The sequence below is a fragment of the Bacteroides finegoldii DSM 17565 genome, assembly GCF_000156195.1.
GTDB lineage: Bacteria > Bacteroidota > Bacteroidia > Bacteroidales > Bacteroidaceae > Bacteroides > Bacteroides finegoldii.
In genome coordinates this window covers 221,945-243,757 of sequence record NZ_GG688326.1, presented here as the reverse complement: position 1 = coordinate 243,757, position 21,813 = coordinate 221,945, and the positions used below count along the sequence as shown (strand labels likewise).

The following is a 21,813-nucleotide window of genomic DNA, read 5'->3' as shown; positions in this document are numbered from 1 at the left end:
AAAAGAATATGTAAACAATATTCTACAAAAAAGAATAGAAGACTGGGAGAGTTGAACGAAAAAATCAAGAGAAAAGCTTTGCTTTACGTGAGCTTTTCTCTTGATTTTTTAGAAAGAGGAACATTTACTGAATATCCCTAAACAGAAACAACATAATAAGAAAGGCGTGTCGGTTATCACCAACACGCCTTTCTTTATTTTTCGGCTGTATATCCAGTCTTAGTTTCTTGGTAAAGCTTCTTTCACTACCATTGAACGACCTACATATTCTGCACCGTTCAATTGCTTGATAGCGTTGTTAGCTTCTGTATCATCCGGCATTTCGATAAACGCAAAGCCTTTTGATCTTCTAGTTTCACGGTCTGTGATTAACTTTACTGAAGCAACTGTTCCATACTCTTCCATTACATTTCTCAGGTCTGATTCCTTAACATTATAGCTAAGATTTCCAATGTACAAATTCATAAAAATACAAATATAAAAAATTAATAATTCAATAAGAAAGTTTTGGGAAGAGCTAAATTAGAGATGGATATGCTCAAATAAATGAGAAGATTCATGTAAAATAATCAAATCGCAATAAACCTCTTTATTGTTGTTGATGCAAGAAAAGCATTATTTAGGGATATCGCACTATGTTAGCCCCTTTTTCTTCTCATAAAACATCTTTTTTATGAAAATAGGCCAATACTTAACGTTCAATATCCCTAAAAAAGCCTTATACCTTTATAATCTCACTATCCGCAATGAAAATACTTATGTACCAAATCTAACATTTCCTGTGGTTTTCCTTCCAAATCCGCACGTAATGTCTTGTCGCCATAACTGCGAAGCTTACGGATGATACCATCAATCATTGCCGGACTGAATACATTATATTGTTCAAAAATGACTCTTTGTTGTTGCAGGCAATCGGCAGAAGCCTCACAGCTATCCGGCAGTTGCGCTAATGATTTCAGCTTATCTTCATTCTCTTTCTGATGGATATTCACATTTACATACGTTTTTTGGGCAATCTCCAATGCGTTTCCGATTTCAAACCCATGACGGCAGGCAACGGCCAAGCCTGCCAACAGTTGATATAGATCCGCCGATCCGTCCGGAGAACGCATTTCTACCGTCTGCTTCTGGCTAGTGTCGAAATGACTTTCAGCTTCTAACGGGTTTGCCAATGTACACATATCTGTTTTTGCAGCCCACCCTAGAGGTACACGCACTAATACAGAACGGTTGCGATCTCCCCAACAAACATTGGTAGGTGCTTCCTGATGAGGAACAAGACGGAAATACGAAGTTGGATTGGTGTTTCCGAAAGCAGTGATTGAAGGAGCAAGCACCATCATTCCTGCAATTGCCTTGCGTGCCGTTTCCGACAAAACGCCATCTACCAGCATTTGGTTCTTTCCGTCCTTCATTATACGCATATGGATATGTAACCCCGAACCGGCTTTTCCTGCCGTAATTTTAGGAGCGAATGTTACATTATATCCATACTTATATCCTAAATTGCGGATCACCCATTTAGCTATCATCAATTGGTCTGCCGCCTGTGATACGGGAACAGGCAAGAATTCTATTTCATTTTGTTCATAAATATAGCCATCCAAAGTAAAGTTACCCACTTCGGAATGTCCGTACTTTATTTGCCCGCCTGTCTGTGCGATATAAGACATACATTGGGTACGGAACTCATTAAATTTCGCATAAGGGCCTGATTCATGATAACCGCGCTGATCGGTCGCTTGAAACATACCCGTATCCGGTGCTATTACATAATATTCAAGTTCGCCCATAGCTTGAAATTCCATTCCGGTGACTTCCGTAAAGATCTTACTTGCTTTGTACAGGGTATGTTCCGGCGCACTTTCAAGCGGTTCTCCATCTTTATTAAAGAAAGAACAAAGCATGGACAAAGTCGGTATTTCTGCAAACGGATCAACAAATGCTGTGCAAAAACGAGGAATCACGTAAAGGTCACTACTGCCCGCCTCTATAAAAGAGAAAAGACTGGAACCGTCTACCCGTTCTCCACAAGTGAGAATAGCTTCCAGATAAGCTTGATTATTAATAACAAAGTTCAGTGTTTTCAAACGACCGTCTCCCGCCGGATACATAAAATTGACCATGCGGATATCTTTTTCTCGAATAAATGAAACAATATCGGCTTTAGTAAATTCAGAAGTCGGCTTCTGGAAGAATGCCACCAATTGGTTTGCATTCATTGATAATTCTTGATTCATAATCGGTTGTTTTTCGTTGTTATATGATTAAAACGGTTTGCTGAATGCCAAAGATAAGGAAAAATTCACTAAATTCGTGCCGAACTAACGAAAAAGTAACTCATGGAGGTATTTACAAACAGCTGGAATAGTCGGAAATATCAGATTGGCTATGCTCTAAGCGGAGGATTTATTAAAGGATTTGCCCATTTGGGAGTAATGCAGGCTCTTTTGGAGCATGATGTCAAACCGGATATTATCTCCGGAGTAAGTGCCGGAGCACTCGCAGGAGTATTCTACGCGGATGGTAATGAACCTCATAAAGTTCTCGATTATTTCTCCGGACATAAATTTCAGGACTTAACAAAATTGGTTATTCCCAAGAAAGGGCTATTCGACCTTTGTGAGTTTATTGATTTTCTCCGAACAAACTTAAAGGCTAAGAATCTGGAGGATTTACAAATCCCTTTGATTATCACCGCAACCGATCTCGACCACGGACGTATGGTTCATTTCCATCGTGGCACCATAGCGGAGCGGGTAGCCGCTTCCTGCTGCATGCCTGTCATGTTCGCTCCTGTCAACATAGAAGGTACTAATTATGTAGATGGCGGGCTGATGATGAATCTTCCGGTTTCTACTCTTCGCAGGATTTGTGATAAAGTAGTGGCTATCAATGTAAGTCCTATCATGGCACAAGATTATAAAATGAATATTGTAAGTATCGCTATGCGTTCATTCCATTTTATGTTCCGTGCAAATACTTTTCCCGAAAGAGAAAAATGCGATTTATTGATCGAGCCTTATAATTTATACGGATACAGCAATACGGAACTAGAAAAAGCAGAAGAAATCTTTGAACAAGGATATAGTACTGCCAACGAGGTACTCAACCAATTATTGGAAGAAAAAGGGAATATATGGAGATAATCCATATTTTTCCTCCAAATAACAATAAATATAAAAATCTACTCGATATGAATGACGAAAAGAAAATAATTATCTATCAAGTGTTCACACGCCTGTTTGGAAATAATAACAATCACTGTGTTTACAATGGGGATATCAGTACCAACGGTTGTGGAAAAATGGCGGATTTCACACTGAAAGCACTAGGAGAAATAAAAAAACTAGGTAGCACACATATATGGTATACAGGCATTATCGAACATGCCACACAAACAGATTATCGCCGTTACAACATCGCGCCTGACCACCCTGCCGTTGTGAAAGGCAAGGCCGGATCACCCTATGCTATCAAAGATTATTACGATGTTGACCCCGACTTGGCAAATGATGTGCCGGGACGCATGAAAGAATTTGAGAATCTGGTGAACCGTACTCATCGTGCAGGGCTAAAAGTGATTATAGACTTTGTGCCCAACCACGTAGCCCGTCAATACCATTCGGATACACAGCCCGACGGAACGACAGAGCTGGGAGCCAACGATGATTCAAGTTTGGCTTTCAGTCCGTACAACAATTTTTATTATATTCCTCAGGCTGAACTTCGCGCTCAGTTTGACATGAAAAACGGCGCTGCAGAGCCTTACCATGAATTTCCGGCCAAAGCAACCGGAAATAATCGTTTTGACGCTACTCCTAATATCAATGACTGGTATGAGACAATTAAACTGAATTACGGAGTGGATTATCAAAACGGTGGTACCTGTCATTTCTCCCCGACTCCGGATACATGGATAAAGATGCTGGATATACTTCTTTTTTGGGCATCAAAAAACATTGATGGCTTCCGTTGCGATATGGCGGAAATGGTCCCCGTAGAGTTTTGGGAATGGGCTATTCCACAAGTGAAAGAAGCTTATCCCGAAATTATTTTTATCGCAGAAGTCTACAATCCGAATGAATACCGCAACTATCTGTTTCGTGGAAAATTTGATTATTTGTATGATAAAGTAGGATTATATGATACTTTAAGAAATGTAGCCTGCGGATATGAATCTGCTACCGCCATTACACATTGCTGGCAAAGTCTGAACGGGATTGAGAAAAGAATGCTTAATTTCCTTGAGAATCATGACGAACAACGCATCGCTTCTGATTTCTTTGCCGGTAATCCGCGTAAAGGCATCCCGGCACTCATTGTTTCCGCCTGTATGAATACAAATCCCATGATGATTTACTTTGGGCAGGAGTTTGGAGAAATGGGTATGGATAATGAAGGATTCAGCGGAAGAGACGGGCGAACCACCATCTTTGACTACTGGAGTGTAGAGACTATCCGTCGTTGGCGCAACGGAGGTAAGTTTGATGGAAAAATGCTCACCGAAGATCATAAATACCTATATGATATCTATCAGAAGGTACTTACACTTTGTAATGAAGAACCGGCAATCACGCAAGGAGTATTCTTTGATTTGATGTATGCTAACATTAACGGATGGCGTTTCAATGAGCATAAGCAATATACTTTCATGAGAAAATATAAAAATGAACTGTTGTTTTTCGTTATCAATTTCGATAGTCAATTAGTAGACGTCGCAATCAATATTCCTTCACATGCTTTCGATTTCTTGCAAATTCCTCAAATGGAAAGTTATCAAGCGGTTGACCTGATGACGGGAGCTAAAGAAGAGATCTGTTTGTTACCATATAAACCAACAGAGATTGCAGTGGGAGCTTACAACGGAAAAATTCTAAAAATCACGTATTAGGCTATACACTCTCATTTTATGCACATCATTCAAACAAATATTCAAAAAGGCTGTTTTAAGTAGACAATTAATAATCCTCTAAACTCAAAGCTTATGAAAAAATTTAATATTTGGACAGTCGCGTTACTTTTGATAATATCCGTATCCACTTTTGCCAATACTCCTCCCGGTAATATTCAGTCAACTTTCAAAAAGATGTATCCAAAGGCTAATGATATAGCTTGGTCACAAGATGATGGATATTATTGTGCCAATTTTGTAATGAACGAATTCACTAAAAACGTATGGTTTAATGCTCAAGGGCAATGGGCTATGACGCAGACTGACCTCGTCAGCCTCGACCGTTTATCGCCTGCCGTTTATAATGCTTTCGTATCCGGATCTTACGCAAGCTGGGTGGTAGATAATGTAACGATGGTCGAATTCCCAAAATGGCAAGCCATTATAGTGATTAAAGTAGGCCAGGATAATGTCGACATTAAATATCAGTTATTCTATACTCCACAGGGCGTTTTGTTGAAAACACGCAACGTAAGTTATTTACATGATATTTTCGGTCCAAGTACATTTTTTCTTAACTAAAAAAGAGTGCATATAGAAAAAAGCCCCTGCAGATGTAATGATTTGCAGGGGCTTCTATTTTGTGTGAAAAGAGTTATTTCTTCTTTCTAAGCACTACAGCAGTACGTGCAGGTATATAGAGTTTTAACCACTCTTTCTTTTCTTTTTTGTACAACGGATCAGCATTCGTAAAATGAACGATAGAATCATCGGTCAAGCCATTTCCTCCAAACGAGACATTATCCGTATTCAGTATAACCTCGTATGCGCCCGGAGTCACCAGAAAACCATAATCGGTGAACGACTGTTTCGGATTAAAATTGAAGACGAATATCAAATCCTTACGACCATATGCCAATACCTGATCACCATCATTATGCCAGATTTCCTGAACAGGTGTTGCCTGGAAGTTTTTTACACTCTTGATTACTTTCAGCATTTCCGCATCAAAGTCTCCCATATAATGATAAGTAAGATCCTTATTATCTACCAAATTCCATTGGCGACGGGCATATTTGCAAGACCATCCATTACCTTCGCGCGGGAAGTCAATCCATTCCGGATGACCGAACTCATTACCCATAAAGTTTAAATATCCTCCATTGATTGTAGAGGCTGTCAGTAGACGGATCATTTTGTGTAAGGCAATACCCCTATTGACTACATAATTTTCATCCCCTTTCTGCATATGCCAATACATATCAGCATCAATCAAACGGAAAATAATTGTCTTATCTCCCACCAATGCCTGGTCATGACTCTCCGCATACGATATAGTTTTCTCATCCTGGCGACGATTGGTGACTTCCCAGAACATACTGGAAGGTTTCCAGTCCTCATCAATCTTTTCTTTAATCGTCTTAATCCAGTAATCCGGAATATTCATAGCCATGCGATAATCAAATCCGTAACCACCGTCCTCTACTTTCGCAGCCAATCCCGGCATACCGGAAACTTCTTCTGCAATTGTGATAGCTTTCGGATTAACTTGATGAATCACCTTGTTAGCCAACGTCAGATAACAAATCGCATTATCATCTTGATGTCCGTTGAAATAATCTCCATAATTACAGAACGCCTCTCCCAAACCATGACTATAATATAACATAGACGTTACTCCATCAAAACGGAATCCGTCAAATTTATACTCTTCCAGCCAGAACTTACAGTTAGACAATAGGAAATGAATCACTTCATTCTTACCATAATCAAAACAAAGAGAATCCCAAGCCGGATGTTCGCGACGCCCACCCGGATAGAAATACTGGTTCGGATCACCAGCAAAATTACCTAAACCTTCCACCTCATTCTTTACAGCATGAGAATGAACGATATCCATAATTACAGCAATTCCCATCTCATGTGCCGCATCAATCAAGGCTTTCAATTCGTCAGGAGTACCAAAACGGGAAGAAGCAGCAAAGAAGCTAGATACATGATAACCGAAACTCCCATAGTATGGATGTTCTTGAATAGCCATAATCTGAATGCAATTGTATCCTTCCTTTGCGACACGCGGAAGTATCTTTTCACGAAATTCATTATAGCTTCCAACTTTCTCTTCCTGTTGTGCCATGCCGATATGGCATTCGTAAATCAACAAAGGATTAGTGGTAGGCTTAAATGCCTTCTTCCTAAATTTATAGGGGTTCTCCGGAGCCCACACTTGCGCACTGAATATCTTTGTCTGTTCATCCTGAACCACCCGTGTAGCCCAAGCTGGAATACGTTCACCTTGACCACCATCCCAATATATATTCAGTTTGTACAAGTCTCCATGATGAATAGCATCTGCCGGAAGATTGATTTCCCAAATTCCATTCTTCAGCTTCTTCAACTTGTAAGCAGCTTTTTCTTCCCAATTATTGAATGTACCTACCATATAAATATGTGTAGCATTCGGCGCCCATTCACGAAAAGTCCATCCTTTGGCAGTACGGTGCAATCCGAAGTAAAGATATCCCGATGCAAAGTCCGAAAGAGTTTGCTTTCCTTTATTGGTTAATTCGGCCTCCTTGTTCAGCACATATTGATGACGACCTGTGATTGCATCAGCAAAAGGCTCCAGCCATGGGTCATTTTTGATAAGATTAAGTGTCTTTTCCATATCAGAATTGAATTTAGATTATGCTTTTACTTTTACTATTACTTTCTTCACACCCTCCGGAGTAATGCCGGGGGCATGTCCGTCTTGAGGAAAGAAAATAGCAAACATTCCCGGCTTCACAGTGATATAAGTTTCAGCTAATCCTTCAAAAAAAGTAATATCTTTTTCTGCATTATAAGGCGCATCTGCCGGAATACAGTCTTTTGCAGCAGTATATCCCATGATTTCCGTTCCTGACAATGGAATCTGAATATCAATAAAATCACGATGTGTCTCCAGCTTGGCTTCTTCCTTCGTTTTAGGCTTGGTTTGTGCTATATTTACCAACAAATCTTTTCCTTTCAACTCCGTCTTACCTATTTCCATAGTCTGAAAATCATGAGATTTTAAAAACTCAATAGCTTGTGCAAACAACGGATTCAAAGACGCATATTTCTCCAGATTTTCTAAAGTATCTACTACCATATCAAGTTCAATTTTAAAGTTTATATTTTAGGGATTATTCAAAATCATCAATAGTGTAATTAATAAAATCGGCAAACCGTTTAAATTGCCGGAATGCCTTGTCTATTTGCTCCAACACATCAGATTGAGTAAAAAAACTATCAGAGACATTATAAGAACAGATGTATTCTTTGCACTTCAAATAGTCAATATGTTTGAAATCTTTCGGAAAGCCTTTAGGAGCGGTTTTCAAGAAATCCTCCCCTATCACCGGAAAATATTTCTTAAATTCCGGATCTTCTGCAATAGCAACAAATTCTTCAATATTATCATAAATAGATTGCCGAACAGCTTTTAAGACATTTGAAGGTAGACAGAGACTTCCTCCGGCAAGCATAGAACCATTCGGTTGCAAATGCACATAATATCCGCAATGATTTGATTTCTTGCCTTTCGCATTAATATATCCTCCAAAATGTATTTTATAGGGTGTTTTATCTGCAGAAAAGCGGGTATCCCGGTAAATACGATAAGTACAGTCTTTGGGCTGAATTCCCCGAATCGTTTCGTCAAACAGAGATATACGGGCAATCACTATTGCCAGAAAGTTATCAAACTCAGCACGAGCCAATTCATATTCCGCCTTATGCTCATTAAACCACTCGCGATTATTATTCGCGGAAAGATCTTTTAAAAACTGAAAGATAACAGGTATGTTCATCTTTATCATTTTCTATTATTATCCTACAAACGTACAAATTTTATTTCATATAAACTACAAAAGGACACAAAAGGAGATAAAAAAAGCATCGGCTTAATAAACCGATGCTCTAACACATTTATCAAAAAAACAGACTCTTCTGTCTCTGATGTACTTTAGCTTTCACAAGTGGAGTACAATCTCTTTAATTAATCTTATATCTAATACTATGAAAAACACATAAATATAACAGTACAAATGAGATTTTTGTTCAGTACAGTCCTGCATATTTCAGTTAATTATAGTTATAAAACCGGTAGAGAAAGATAACTATAAAAAAGGGCTACCCAGACAATGTCTATCGGTAACCCTTCCTAGTTCTTTATATGATAGTCTAATTTACTTCATAGCAGCTTTCACTTGAGGAAGCATTTTCTTAACGTTTGCATTCTCCGGAGATATTTTAGCAGCTTCTTCCAGATAATCTACCGCTTCTTTGAATCTGGCATCAGCTTTCTCTTTTTCCGCAGCATATTTATCCGCATCAGAGTTTGCCAAAGGAGCAGCTTTCTTTAAAATATTAGCTCCATCATTGTAACACAAAACACCCAAACTATACAACGCATTCGTTTTGTATGTCTTATGATTCAAAGGAATTACTTTTTTAAAGTTTTCTTCTGCTTCTTCTGTCTTACCTGCTTTCTGAGCGGCAAGCCCTGCTTTCAAAAAGTGAAGACCATAATTTTTCACCATTACCTTATTGTTAGGAGCCACCTTCAAGCCTTCTTCTAATGTAGCCACATATTCGTCAGTTTTCTTCAACGCATCCAAAGCCGCAGCCTTACGAGCATATGCATTCCCTATATTGAACTTCTTTTGAATTGCTATATCAAAATAAGTAACAGCTTCGGCATATTTCTTTATCTCATCGGCAGCCATACCACAATAATAAGCTGTTGCAGAATCTTGATTATTAGTTTGCTTCAAGTATTCACTAAACTTAGCATACGCTACGGGATAATTTTTAGCATTGAATGCGTCATTTCCTTCTTTTTTAATTTGGTTAGGGTCGGTCTGTGCAAAAATGTTAGTAACAGTAATACAAAATGCAAATAAAAAAATAAATTTCTTCATAACTTTATGTGTTTTTTAGTTGTTTATCGTTCAAAAGTAAACCTTATAATAGAAAAACACAACCCTATTTAAGTTTTTTGAGTTTTTTGAAACCTATATAACGTTCGTTATTCTTCGTAAAAAGGGCATTCCTCTATTTAATTATCCTACCATATATAGAAGACACCCAATATTTGTATTCTATAAATAGCTGATTCATAATCAAAAAGAAAAACACAAATAAAAAAACAGCCAAAAATTTTTGATATTCCACAAAAAGCACTACCTTTGCATCCGCAAATAAGGATGGTTCCGTAGCTCAGCTGGATAGAGCAACGCCCTTCTAAGGCGTGGGTCCTGCGTTCGAATCGCAGCGGAATCACAGTTAACATCCGGTAACAGTTAAATGTTATCGGATTTTTCTTTTAAATAGCTGATATTAAACATCTTACAGTCCGACCGGTATCTCCAACAAATACCAGACAACAAACAATAATGTCCAGGCAAACAAGATAGCCAGTGAATATCTCCAAGTATATTTAAGCAAAGCTCCATACGTAATTCGCTTGTCATATTGCCGCATATAAGTCAATACCAAAGGCATATAAAACAAGAAAGGAGTGATTGCATTGGTCGAGCTATCCCCTATGCGAAAAGCACATTGTACAATGTCCGGAGTAATCCCCATTTGCGCAAACATCGGAATAAATATGAAAGACATAAAAGTCCATTTAGAAGTAGCAGATACCATAATAAGATTGACAGTTGCTGTAAACAGGATAAACAATACCAAAGCAGCCAATGGAGCAGGTTCAAAAGAAGAAAGCAATTCCGCTCCCATGATGGCAAGGCACTTATCCAGATGTGAATACTCGAAACATGCAAACATCTGTGCTGCAAAAAAAGCAATTACAAAATAGACACCAAGAAGTTTCATGGGTTGCGTTAACCCTTCTATGACGTCATTATCCGTACGATAACGACCGGAGCTGAAGCCGTACGCCATTCCTGTGATACCGGCCCCCAATGAGAGAAGAAACAAAATACCTGCAATAAAAGGTGAATGCATTAAACCACCGTTTACCCCACGTAGAATCCCGTAAGAAGAAAAAGTAAGCCACAAAATAAGAGCCACATAAATAGCTGCCACAACAATGGAGATCATAATAGCACGCCGTTCTTTGCGGGACAGAGGCCGGTAAGCTTCTACCTTTATCCCTCCTTCATAATTCCCTAACTTAGGAATAAGCCATTTCTCAGTCACCCAATAAACAATAGCAGTAATAACCACCGTAGAAGCACTCATAAAGAAATAATTGCAAAGAGGTTCGGTGTTCCCTTGATATCCAGTCTGCGCCAAAGCAGCCTCTTGTGTAGTATGAGCTAATAACGGGTCCATCGTACTTAATACAATATTGGCACTATATCCACACGCAACGGAAACATAAGCCGTTACAATTCCGGCAATCGGATGGAGACCTACCCATTGGAACAACATAGCCGCAATAGGCAACAAAATTATATACCCACCGTCACCAATGGCATTCGATAATAACCCCAGAACAATTACCCAAAGAATAATTCTCTTTTTCTCTTTCCTGTTCCCCACCCCCAAACGGATACACGCATTAATAAACCCGGAATGTTGGGCAACCCCAAGTCCGAACATCGCGATGATTACCATCCCCAAAGGAGCAAATCCTGTAAAATTCTTAATTGCGTTGCGCAACCACCAGCGAATACCTTCCGGACTCAACAAACTTTGCACACGAATGTCTTCACCGGTTTGCGGCAATATCACCTTTAACCCATAGATATCGCATATCCATGAAAGAAAAACCACTGCCATCGTCAACAGCATAAACATCGTAGCAGGATGGGGCATACGCCATTTTGTCTTCATCGCTTTTCAGGATTTATTCTTCGTCAGCTTTCCTTAGTTATTCATCATCAGGCTCCAGATTATCCAGATCAATAATGCGCAATTCCAATGCACGCACAGCCAATCGGGTAGCATTCACCCCCACCCGCTCTCCATTCGGGAAAAGACGTCCGATAAGGTCATTCTGCCGTTTTTCCAATGATTTCACGCCGAAGGGCATACCTTTCAGATTTGCAATCATCTCCTTCGTATATCCTAATGCCAAATGACGGAGAAAACGCTCGTCATATTCATCAATATCATAACTGATAACCGCCTCCTGACGTTTTGCATCATTAGCGACAGACTTCTTAAAACGGTCTACAATCTTTTCTAGAATCGGATAATTGAACACTAGCTTCTTTCCATCCATTACAGCCTGTACATCCGTTTTAGTAAGCAGCTCTCCTGTCTTGAGAATAATTCCATCGGCACCGGCATTCAACACATCCACCCATAATTTCTCATTCAAGATCTCACCGGTGAAGATCAGCACACGAACCCCCTTATAACGTTTGAATATATTCCGACAAATATCTACTCCGATAGTGGTAGAGCCCCCCAGCCCCAGATCCAGCAAAACCAAATCAGGAAGTTGGGCTTCCATCAAGGGCCAGAATTCATTCTCTGTCATGGCGGTACCGATCACTTCCGCATTCGGTATTTCGTGACGGAATATCTCCTCCGTGCCTTTCAACTCCAATTTTACATCCTCTACAATAATTACTCTAAATTTCTGTTCTTCCATTTCCTTATATCTAAACTTTTATGTGTTTTCCTTATTTTATCTACGCGGTACAGTAAAATAAACCGTAAATCCTCCATCTGCAGCAGGTTCGGCATTAATACGACATCCCCTGCGTCCTGCAAATTCATCATGATCGCGGATAATCTGTTTACATACCAAATATTCCGTACCACGCAACTCCCCTTTTTCACCGGCAGTCATACGTGCCAGATTCGGATAAAACAACAGGTTCAGTTCCTCCAGACTCTTCTCGCGTCTTGTATCCGTAAAAAGAAAGCGAATATATTCATCATCCTGCCGTGCCTGCAAACGCAACAGACCGTCTTCGTGAACCGCCAACGCTTCGTCAATCAGGTTTTCCAATAGGAAGCGCAACTGATTCAGATCTCCTATCACTTTTGCGTCCACCGTTCCTATCTCCAGTTCTATCCTCTCCGTCCGGTTCTTCATTGACTTTCTGAAGTATTTTCCAGCAGTATCCAAAAGTTCCTGTACAGGAATCACCACCCGCCGGAAAGTAGCCTCTTCCAACTGACGGGAAGCGCACGAACTTAGAATCGTAAAGATTCCTTTATAATATTCAATCAATTCGGTCATTGTCTCCACAGCCTCACGTTCTTCCTTCTCTGAAATATTCTGCATATTGAGCCTACCGACAATTTGTTTGATCTTATTCGGATAATAAATTGTTTCATGTTTAATCGTAGACAGGCAATTATCCAATACCATATTTTGTACATGCAACATACTGTCTTCCCAAAGAGCACGTCGTGCCTCTTCATGCGCCGACTCAATATCCCGATATTTCGTAGCCAATTTCACCACCGCATTAAATATCACAATCGCCACATAGCGTGCCACCAATTCAAACAACAAACGATCTGTTTCCTGCTCCGACCCTTCCCTGCGTTCCAGATAAAGCACACCCACACACTGGTGTTCTCCTCCCGCTTCCACCTTCAATGGAATAGCCAGATAATGCCGTCGTTCAAGATATTCACCGGAATCAAAACATTGCTGTACCATCTCCGGCATCTCCTGACCGGGACATGAAGCGTATTCCAGCCTATGCGTCGTTTCATTATACGCTGCAATACCCATCCGGTCAATCGTAAGCAATTCATTTACAGACCCGAATGCTTCATCCACTATGCGTTGCGGGATTTCCTTTAGCGTACTCTCCTCTCGTTGGAGTGCTTCTGCATCCTCTTGCTCCTGTGGTCTGACCAAAGAGGCTGCAAACACTTTTTGATTTATCTCGAGCACCTGTTCAAGATTCAGTCGGTTCTGCAGCCGCTTGCGCATATACAGAAAATAGTACCCGACCAACAAAACCACCAACAGGACAAAACATAAAATGATCCCCACCGTCTTGTTCGTATTCGAACGTTCCAACTGCTTGCAATATGCCTCCAACGTCTGATCTTCTCCTTGCAACTTATACAAATCCGTAAATGCCGAATTATTATAACTGTACGCATCCAGTTGTTTCATAGCCAGAAAAGCGACTGCCGCTTCGTTCCTTATGTCCAGAATCACATGATAATCCGAGTCAAACAACTCATTCCACCAACTAATCTCGGCAGGTATCCCCTCACCAACCAATTTCATATAACGATGCGGATGTTCCGCCCGTGCATATTTCTCATAATGCTCGTTCAATAACATCATAGCCGAATCGATATACTGCAAAGCTAGTTCATATTCTTCATCCACATTAGCAAAATATGCAGCATTTGCATAGTCCGACGCAGCATCCAGCAAATCCTCATATACCGAATCCGTAACCACAACTATCGAATCTCCTTCCTGCAACATGGGGGAAATAGAATCATGCACACACGACACCATCCCTACCGGAAGCAACAGGCAAAGCAATACACCGACTATCTTACGTATCCCTAAAGGCAAACGAAAATAGAAACGACTCCCCTTACCCAATTCACTTTCCACATTGAAAGCACACACACGGAACAAATCATTCGTCTTCTTATATTTCTCAATGATTCCCTTACAGTTCATTAATCCGAAGCCACTCCCCTTGTTTTCTTTCAGTTCCTCCAGATCCTCCGCATTCTTCATCCCGATTACGCGCGAATCATACACCTTCTCACCAATGATACGCTCCACATCCTCCGTTGAAATACCTCGTCCGTTATCTTCTACGGAAATCTCCACATAAGTATCCGTCATACGTGCGTATACCTTGATGTTCCCACCTTCCGGAGTATATTTACGCGCATTCTCCGCCAGCGTATTAATCATAAACAGAGTCAATGCACGGTCGGCCTTCACCGTGACAACGGTCGGTTCAATCTCCAAAGTCTGTTTTTTCATCTCAAAGGCACGCCGTCCTTTCCCTACCAGTTCAAATAACTCATTGAGGCTGAATATCTCAATATTCAAGCTGAGCGTTCCTTGCTTCATTTTAATCCAGAGAGCCAGAATATCATTATATTCATTGATCGTAGTAACCAATTCGTCGATATACTGATATTTCTCTTTCTTGATCTTTTCATCATCGATATATCCCCGTTCCGTCAACTTATGTACCTCATTCAGAATACGGTCAATATACGGATTGATACCATTTACGATAGCCATACAGGCTTTTTTTATCAAGTTCTGGCGTTTATTTCCGGCAATATGCTGCTCATAGATATACCGCTGTTTTTCCAATTGCATCCGCTCGTCACTCAATGCTTCCACCATCTGCTCATTGTCAGCCGCCCAAATAATATAAGGCTCCAATACGTGGACCAAAGCCTTCTCGTCGCGGCTCAGCCGATATCCAGAGCACAACGTCGCCTTACCTTCCTCCGATATTTCCAATTTCATACGTCCCTTTCCAAACAACTGATCTATCCCCTGCTGAATCAAAGGGACATTCATTGGGATGGATGAAGTAATATCCCGGCAGAGTCCTAAAATCTGCTGCAAACGTTCCACATCCAACCGGTTTCTTATTTTAGAACGCTTATTAAAGAACCACCAGAAAATCACCACCAATACCAATCCGGCAATCACCAGAGAAAGGACAAGCGTCATCTGGCGCGAACCGGCTTCCAATGACACATAACGACTTTCCAGTTCCTTGTCCTGGCGGGTAAAATTCAAAATATCCAGATAAATATTCCGATTATAATCAGAAGCATATTTCATTCCGAGCCCTGCATACGATACACTCAATTGTTCCCGAATCCTTGAAATCCATTCAGGAACGGTCTTCACATTTTCCTGCGCAATCCAAGGCACTCCCGTATAGGTAGTATCGCCTTCTGCAAACGTATGCAGCTTATCCAGTGTATCCGCTTCATGATGATAATAAAGTATATGATGGCGATTCACACAATCCAATGCTTTCGTAAGTGTATCCAGCGCTTCCGAATATCGTCCGTGCGCATTCAGATATTTTCCGATAGAAACATACGCTCCGGCAATCTGATACAAGTCGTTATATTGGCGGAATCTCTCAAGCGCGAGTTGTGCCATGCGCAAAGGTAAAAGAGAATCTACCGGCAAAGCAAACTGCTCCAGCATATGTCCTCTCCTTGTCTGGAAAAACTCGAAACTATCGGAAGAAGCCATCAAGTTGGCAAGACCTTGCAAACCATTTCCTTCGAAATAAGGATGATTGCTCTGAACAGCCGCCCGCCAAGTATAATACAAATGATCAAACTCACGTAGTTTTCTCTCCTCCGGTGTCTTTGCTTCAACCAAAGAAGCGGCCCCCTTAAGATAATGATAGTAAAGCAATTGATTAGTATCCGCCAATGCTTCCTCTTCCGGAATATGACTGAGCGACGCAATCGCTTCCTGTCGTTGCTGAAGGTAATAGTAATAAATGGCGGAAACAATAAAGAACTCCGTAAAAGCATAGTCCAGCCGAAGCTTTTCGTGCCTGTCGGCAAACAAATCACTTTCCTCACGAATACGTTTCATACGTCTCAACGCACTGTTCCTGTAATCATAAAATTCTTTATTCATTGCCGTCCTCTGACAGATTTTCATCAGTCCGATATCGGCAATCAAAAGCTCAAGTTCGTTTTTAGTCAGTTTATAGACCTCTTTATGAGACGCTTCGGCACGGTCAAAATCCATATTCATAAAAGCCCAGAATCCCAGATTATTTAAAGCTTCCGCTTTCCCCGACTTATAAAAGTTCACCTTACTATAAGCCTGTTCGGCATATTTATAAGAAGAATCCAGATTTCGGTAACGATAAGCATACGCTGTTCCATTAAGCGAATCAATCAAACGCACCTCTTTAGTCGGCACCATATCAGTGCACGAGAAGAACAAAGAAAGAATTATCAGAATAGATAACGGATAATAAATAATCGATAATGAGCTATGCTGTGCCTCATTACCTATTCTTCGGACATTATTATTTAAAGAAATCCTTTTCATAATCCATCGTCAACTATCCATTAATTACGCAAATCTACAAATATTTCCGATAAGTTGGAGAGAAAATGATTTTTTATACAATAAGTCCTTCTAAATAATAAGAGAAATTCCTACCTTTGCAGGCAAATTAACAAATAGGTAAAACATCTATTACAAAATGAGCGAAAAAGCACCCTTTATGGTATTCTCGGGAACAAACTCGAGATATCTTGCAGAAAAAATCTGCGCAAGCCTGAATTGTCCTCTGGGAAATATGAACATTACCCATTTTGCCGATGGCGAATTTGCTGTTTCATATGAGGAATCAATTCGTGGCGCCCATGTATTCTTGGTTCAATCCACATTCCCAAACTCAGACAACTTAATGGAACTTCTCCTGATGGTTGACGCGGCAAAACGTGCATCAGCAAAGAGCATTGTAGCCGTAATTCCCTATTTCGGATGGGCTCGTCAGGATAGAAAAGACAAACCTCGTGTATCTATCGGAGCTAAACTAGTAGCCGACCTGCTTTCCGTTGCAGGTATCGACCGACTGATTACTATGGACCTGCACGCAGACCAGATTCAGGGATTCTTCGATATTCCGGTAGACCACTTGTATGCGTCAGCCGTATTCCTCCCCTACATCCAGTCATTGAAATTGGAGGATCTGGTGATTGCTACACCGGACGTAGGAGGTTCAAAACGTGCCAGCACTTTCTCCAAATATCTCGGTGTACCGTTGGTACTCTGCAACAAGTCGCGTGAGAAAGCCAATGAAGTTGCTTCCATGCAGATTATCGGTGATGTGAAAGATAAAAATGTAGTATTGATCGACGATATCGTAGACACAGCCGGAACAATCACCAAAGCTGCCAACATTATGCTGGAAGCCGGCGCAAAGTCTGTACGTGCTATTGCCAGCCACTGCGTAATGTCCGATCCCGCTTCATTCCGTGTACAGGAATCCGGTCTGACAGAAATGGTATTTACCGACAGCATTCCTTACGCTAAGAAGTGTGCGAAAGTAAAACAGTTAAGTATCGCCGATATGTTTGCTGAGACAATCAAACGAGTTATGAACAACGAGTCAATCAGCTCACAGTATATCATCTAGTCGAAACTTCATTTTCAACTAAATAAAAAATAATCGCAGGTAAAGTAAAGAACTAAACCTGCGATTATTTTTATTTGATAACGCTGCCTTCATTGCGCAGCCAACTTTCAACTTCCAACTCTCAATTCTCAACTTTATTGAAGTCTTCCGAATTTGTATGTTCCCTTTCTGATTATCTTCCCGTCTTTATCCGTTTCCACAAAAGGACCATTCTTCTTTCCTTGTTTGAAGAAACCATCGAAACGGTTACCGTCTTTATCAATCTGAACCCCTTGGCCTTCTTCCAATCCATCAACGAAGCCACCTTTATATTGCATACCCGCAACAGTCTTTAAAGTCCCCTCACCATTCGGACGGTTATCTTTCCAATCCCCCTCGTACACATCACCATTACTCCATTTATAGATACCCTTACCCTCACATCTGTTATTTTTCCAGTCACCTTCGTACACAGCACCATTCGACCAGGTAAAAGTTCCTTTCCCATCTTGCATACCATCCTTGAAGTTACCTACATACTTATCACCGTTAGCATGATAGTAAATTCCCTCACCCGTACGTTCACCCAAGAGATAAGAACCCTCGTAACGATCTCCCGTATGGAAAAAATAAGTACCCTTTCCATGCTGGATATCATCTGCCCAGTCACCCTCATATTTATCTCCGTTAGTATATTCAAATACTCCTTTTCCATGACGGACATCATCTTTCCAGTCTCCTTCATATTTACATCCGTCATCCCAGTTCATAGTACCCTTACCGTTTTTCTTGTCATTCTTCCAATGACCGGTATATTTAGCGCCATTCGCCCAAGTATACGTACCTTCACCCTCACGCTTATCATTCACCCAACCACCTACGTACAAGTCACCGTTGTGATAATACATTGTCCCTTTGCCATGCTGGTAGTCCTGATACCACATACCGTCATAACGGTTGTTATTCATAAAATAATAAATACCTTTTCCGTGCTGTTGGTCCTGATACCATTGTCCTTCGTACTTTTCTCCGTCAGGAAACATATAGATGCCATACCCTTCACGTTTCCCCTTCACATATTCACCCTCGTAGACATCCCCATTTTTAAAGACCGTCTTTCCTTTCCCGTTTGGTTTGCGTCCTTTCATTTCTCCTGTATAGACACTGCCATCCTTAAAAGTATAGTTGCCAATCTTTATTTCTGTAGAGAATGTATCCTTTATCTTTCCGAAGAATCCGCCCTTTTTCCCTTCATTTTCTTGTGCCATTACCCCCTCTTGTGCCAGGAGAGCCAATAAAAGTGTAGTATATAGATATTTCTTCATTTATTTTAGTTGTTACTCATTTTTAGAATTACGATTTGGACAAAGATACGACTTCTCTCCCAAAAAGCCCCTTACCGGAAAGCAAATTATGACAACTTTTTACCTGCAATGACCTCTTTTAATGTCTCTTTGCATAAATAACGCTGCGCTAAATCCTGTATTTCCGCAGGAGTAATCTCGTTTACGGCTTGCAAAGAACGTGCGAAGTAATCATCCTTCAAACCGGAAGTAGCTATAAATATCCACGCATCCGAGAGAGAGAAAGGCGATTCATAACTGCGGCACATTTCTCCCAACATATAGTTGCGCACTATCCTCAACTCTTCTGCAGATACAGGATCCAGGTGCAACCGGTCTATTTCGTGATATACTTCCTGTATTAACGGCTCCACATATTCATTATCCGTCTCCGTCGAAACAATCAGCAAGCCGCTATCCGGATAAAATACTACTCCTGCCGATATGCCATAAGTATACCCTTTATCTTCGCGAATGTTGGACATCAGACGGCTACCGAAATAACCTCCGAACAATGTCATCAGCACACGCAGCTTCGGATAGTCGGGATGTTCGCGAGTAATAGTGGTACATCCCATTTTCACTGCGCTCTGCATAGCGTCTTCACGTTCCGTAAAAATCCTCTTCTCAGGTATAGCCGCAAACGGGAAACTCGACTTCGGCATCTGTAATTGATATTGCCCGAACGGAATCCCGAAAATATCCGTTACACGGCTAATGATATCATCCGTCACCTTGCCGGATAAGAAAATGGAGCAATTGCCGGAATGGTAATGCCGCTCATAAAACTCACGAAGCACTTCTGGAGTTATGGTATGATAATCCTCCTCCATCACTATTTTCCCGCACGGATGTTGTTCACCGTAAAGAGACTTCAGCAAACTACGATGTGCAAGAAAATCAACCTTAGAGGTATTGACCAAATATTGCTGGATATTGGTATCCAGAATAGTTTGAAGCTCCTTTTGTGGAAACAGTGGTTCCTTAATCATCGACTCTACCACTTCCAACGTTTTCGCTAAATACTTATTCAATGAATAAACAGTGATATAAGCATACTCCGAAGAACTGGAGAGTTCTAGCCACGAACCATAATAATCCAATTTCTCCGCAATGGTGGCAGCCGTATATTTCGTCGTACCTTCGCGCAACATACGGTTCGTAAACAAAGCTTGCAACTTCTGCGACTGCTGCCAGCGACCTCCGGAGAAAAGCACATCCATACGCACCACTTCCTGTTCACCGGCATTAATAACAGTCAGAGGAATACCATTCGGCAACGTTGTCCTGACGGGAGTCTGTATATGGAAATTTTTCAGAGGTTGTATCTCAGGCTGTATCGTGCGATCCATAAACATTATAATCTATTTTTCAAAAATTCTTCTGCACGCGCCAAGTCCTGTGGAGTATCAATTCCAATCGTTTCCACTTCACTGATCCCCACTTTTATTTTATACCCGTTTTCCAGCCAGCGCAGTTGCTCCAACGATTCCGCTATCTCAAGTGATGATTGCGGTAGTGCGGTTATCTCCCTCAGCACTTCCGTACGGTAAGCATACAAACCGATATGTTTATAGTAGGTATGTCCTTTCAGCCAATCCTTCTTCTCGGCATTACGCTGATAAGGGATGATAGAACGACTGAAATACAGGGCATTCCAATTTGCATTGACTACCACTTTGGGAGAGTTCACATTCTCAAGTACGGCAAACGGCTCATCAGCAGTAAAAGGCTTTACCAATGTAGCAATCTGTGTAGTAGGATCTTCAAAACAAGCTTTCACGGCATTCAACTGCGAAGGCTGTATAAAAGGCTCGTCCCCTTGTATATTGACTACCACATCAAAGTCCCCTCCAATCTTGACGCAAGCCTCATAACAACGGTCCGTACCGCTTTTATGATGAACAGAAGTCATCACCACCTTACCGCCGAAAGCTTTCACCGCCTTCTCAATTCGTTCGTCATCAGTAGCCACATACGCATCATCCAAAATGCCGGCTACTTGTTCATACACACGCTGTATCACTGTTTTTCCGCCCAAAATAGCCAACGGTTTCGCAGGGAAACGGGTAGAGGCATAACGGGCAGGTATAATTCCCAGAAATTTCATTTATTTAATAGATAATGAAGAATAAAGAGCGGATAATGACTGCTGCACATATTCCCTCTCCCAATCTTCCGGTTTTATTATTTTATCATCATACAAAAGTATATCAATATCCAAACAGACTTTCTCTTCCTTCTTATCCTCCGGCAGACGACCGGAAGCCAGTTCTATGTCTTTCAGTATCCTCTTCACGAGTTCCTCATCCTTATCCGAAAAGAACATAATCACTTGATTGGAAAACAAAGCCGGATTTTTGAAGAACAAAGGTTCCGTCTCCAACTCAGGTGCCCGGTAGATAGGAGAAAACTGTTCCGCCAGTTTCTGCCTGGCAAAAGTCAGATTCTCCGTTCTATTGTAGTTGCTCCCTATGCAAACAATGTATTTGTGCAT

The 21,813-nt window shown here is 40.9% G+C and carries 17 protein-coding genes and 1 tRNA gene; 5 read left to right on the top strand and 13 right to left on the bottom strand.

The window, feature by feature from the left end; genetic code table 11:
* Positions 1–219: 219 nt before the first annotated feature.
* Both BACFIN_RS06510 and BACFIN_RS06515 read right to left on the bottom strand, forming a co-directional pair.
* On the bottom strand, positions 220–465 hold the full coding sequence (locus BACFIN_RS06510; protein ID WP_007755457.1) for an RNA recognition motif domain-containing protein: 246 nt from the start codon (positions 463–465) through the stop codon (positions 220–222).
* Between the two features lie 272 nt (positions 466–737).
* The gene (locus BACFIN_RS06515; RefSeq protein WP_007755456.1) at positions 738–2,240 is read right to left on the bottom strand and encodes a glutamine synthetase family protein; all 1,503 of its coding nucleotides are present in this window, start codon (positions 2,238–2,240) and stop codon (positions 738–740) included.
* A gap of 102 nt (positions 2,241–2,342) precedes the next feature.
* On the opposite strand from BACFIN_RS06515, the gene BACFIN_RS06520 reads away from it, so the two are divergent.
* The 3 genes from BACFIN_RS06520 (at position 2,343) to BACFIN_RS06530 (ending at position 5,476) form a co-directional block, all read left to right on the top strand.
* Complete coding sequence (locus BACFIN_RS06520; RefSeq protein ID WP_007755454.1) at positions 2,343–3,149, top strand: patatin-like phospholipase family protein; 807 nt, start codon at positions 2,343–2,345, stop codon at positions 3,147–3,149.
* Positions 3,150–3,196: 47 nt separating this feature from the next.
* Positions 3,197–4,894: an alpha-amylase family protein gene (locus tag BACFIN_RS06525; protein ID WP_032839764.1), complete on the top strand. Its 1,698-nt coding sequence runs from the start codon at positions 3,197–3,199 to the stop codon at positions 4,892–4,894.
* A gap of 93 nt (positions 4,895–4,987) precedes the next feature.
* Positions 4,988–5,476, top strand: a complete 489-nt coding sequence (locus BACFIN_RS06530) for a PepSY-like domain-containing protein (RefSeq protein WP_007755450.1) — start codon at positions 4,988–4,990, stop codon at positions 5,474–5,476.
* 73 nt (positions 5,477–5,549) lie between these two features.
* Here BACFIN_RS06530 and BACFIN_RS06535 read toward each other — a convergent pair whose 3' ends face one another.
* The 4 genes from BACFIN_RS06535 to BACFIN_RS06550 form a co-directional block, all read right to left on the bottom strand.
* The gene (locus tag BACFIN_RS06535; RefSeq protein ID WP_007755447.1) at positions 5,550–7,562 is read right to left on the bottom strand and encodes an alpha amylase C-terminal domain-containing protein; all 2,013 of its coding nucleotides are present in this window, start codon (positions 7,560–7,562) and stop codon (positions 5,550–5,552) included.
* Positions 7,563–7,580: 18 nt separating this feature from the next.
* Positions 7,581–8,027, bottom strand: coding sequence for a YhcH/YjgK/YiaL family protein (locus BACFIN_RS06540; protein ID WP_007755445.1), 447 nt, complete (start codon positions 8,025–8,027; stop codon positions 7,581–7,583).
* A gap of 34 nt (positions 8,028–8,061) precedes the next feature.
* Positions 8,062–8,736 carry a DUF2461 domain-containing protein gene (locus BACFIN_RS06545; RefSeq protein WP_007755442.1) on the bottom strand — a complete coding sequence of 225 codons (675 nt, stop codon included), beginning with the start codon at positions 8,734–8,736 and terminating at the stop codon, positions 8,062–8,064.
* Between the two features lie 369 nt (positions 8,737–9,105).
* Positions 9,106–9,840: a hypothetical protein gene (locus tag BACFIN_RS06550; protein WP_007755440.1), complete on the bottom strand. Its 735-nt coding sequence runs from the start codon at positions 9,838–9,840 to the stop codon at positions 9,106–9,108.
* A gap of 287 nt (positions 9,841–10,127) precedes the next feature.
* Here BACFIN_RS06550 and BACFIN_RS06555 point away from each other — a divergent pair.
* Positions 10,128–10,201 (top strand) — tRNA-Arg (locus tag BACFIN_RS06555).
* A 66-nt stretch (positions 10,202–10,267) separates the two neighbouring features.
* Here the strand turns inward: BACFIN_RS06555 and BACFIN_RS06560 are convergent.
* The 3 genes from BACFIN_RS06560 to BACFIN_RS06570 are packed head-to-tail and all read right to left on the bottom strand — an operon-like array spanning position 10,268 to position 16,769.
* On the bottom strand, positions 10,268–11,722 hold the full coding sequence (locus BACFIN_RS06560) for an AbgT family transporter (protein WP_007755436.1): 1,455 nt from the start codon (positions 11,720–11,722) through the stop codon (positions 10,268–10,270).
* Between the two features lie 37 nt (positions 11,723–11,759).
* A complete protein-coding gene (locus BACFIN_RS06565) occupies positions 11,760–12,488 on the bottom strand; it encodes a DUF5932 domain-containing protein (protein ID WP_007755434.1) in 729 nt (242 codons plus the stop codon).
* 36 nt (positions 12,489–12,524) lie between these two features.
* Entirely contained in the window at positions 12,525–16,769 is a 4,245-nt protein-coding gene (locus BACFIN_RS06570) for a DUF5113 domain-containing protein (RefSeq protein WP_007755431.1), read from the bottom strand.
* Positions 16,770–17,055: 286 nt separating this feature from the next.
* Between BACFIN_RS06570 and BACFIN_RS06575 the strand changes: the two genes are divergently transcribed.
* Positions 17,056–17,994, top strand: coding sequence for a ribose-phosphate pyrophosphokinase (locus BACFIN_RS06575; RefSeq protein ID WP_007755426.1), 939 nt, complete (start codon positions 17,056–17,058; stop codon positions 17,992–17,994).
* Between the two features lie 134 nt (positions 17,995–18,128).
* Here BACFIN_RS06575 and BACFIN_RS06580 read toward each other — a convergent pair whose 3' ends face one another.
* From BACFIN_RS06580 to BACFIN_RS06595, 4 genes are all read right to left on the bottom strand, one after another.
* The gene (locus BACFIN_RS06580) at positions 18,129–19,298 is read right to left on the bottom strand and encodes an MORN repeat-containing protein (protein WP_007755423.1); all 1,170 of its coding nucleotides are present in this window, start codon (positions 19,296–19,298) and stop codon (positions 18,129–18,131) included.
* A gap of 86 nt (positions 19,299–19,384) precedes the next feature.
* Complete coding sequence (locus BACFIN_RS06585) at positions 19,385–20,668, bottom strand: M16 family metallopeptidase (protein WP_032839762.1); 1,284 nt, start codon at positions 20,666–20,668, stop codon at positions 19,385–19,387.
* Between the two features lie 5 nt (positions 20,669–20,673).
* Positions 20,674–21,426 (bottom strand): 3-deoxy-manno-octulosonate cytidylyltransferase, encoded by a 753-nt coding sequence (gene kdsB / locus BACFIN_RS06590; protein ID WP_007755418.1) that lies wholly within the window; start codon positions 21,424–21,426, stop codon positions 20,674–20,676.
* A complete protein-coding gene (locus BACFIN_RS06595; RefSeq protein WP_022276363.1) occupies positions 21,427–21,813 on the bottom strand; it encodes a 2-amino-4-hydroxy-6-hydroxymethyldihydropteridine diphosphokinase in 387 nt (128 codons plus the stop codon). It abuts the gene before it with no gap.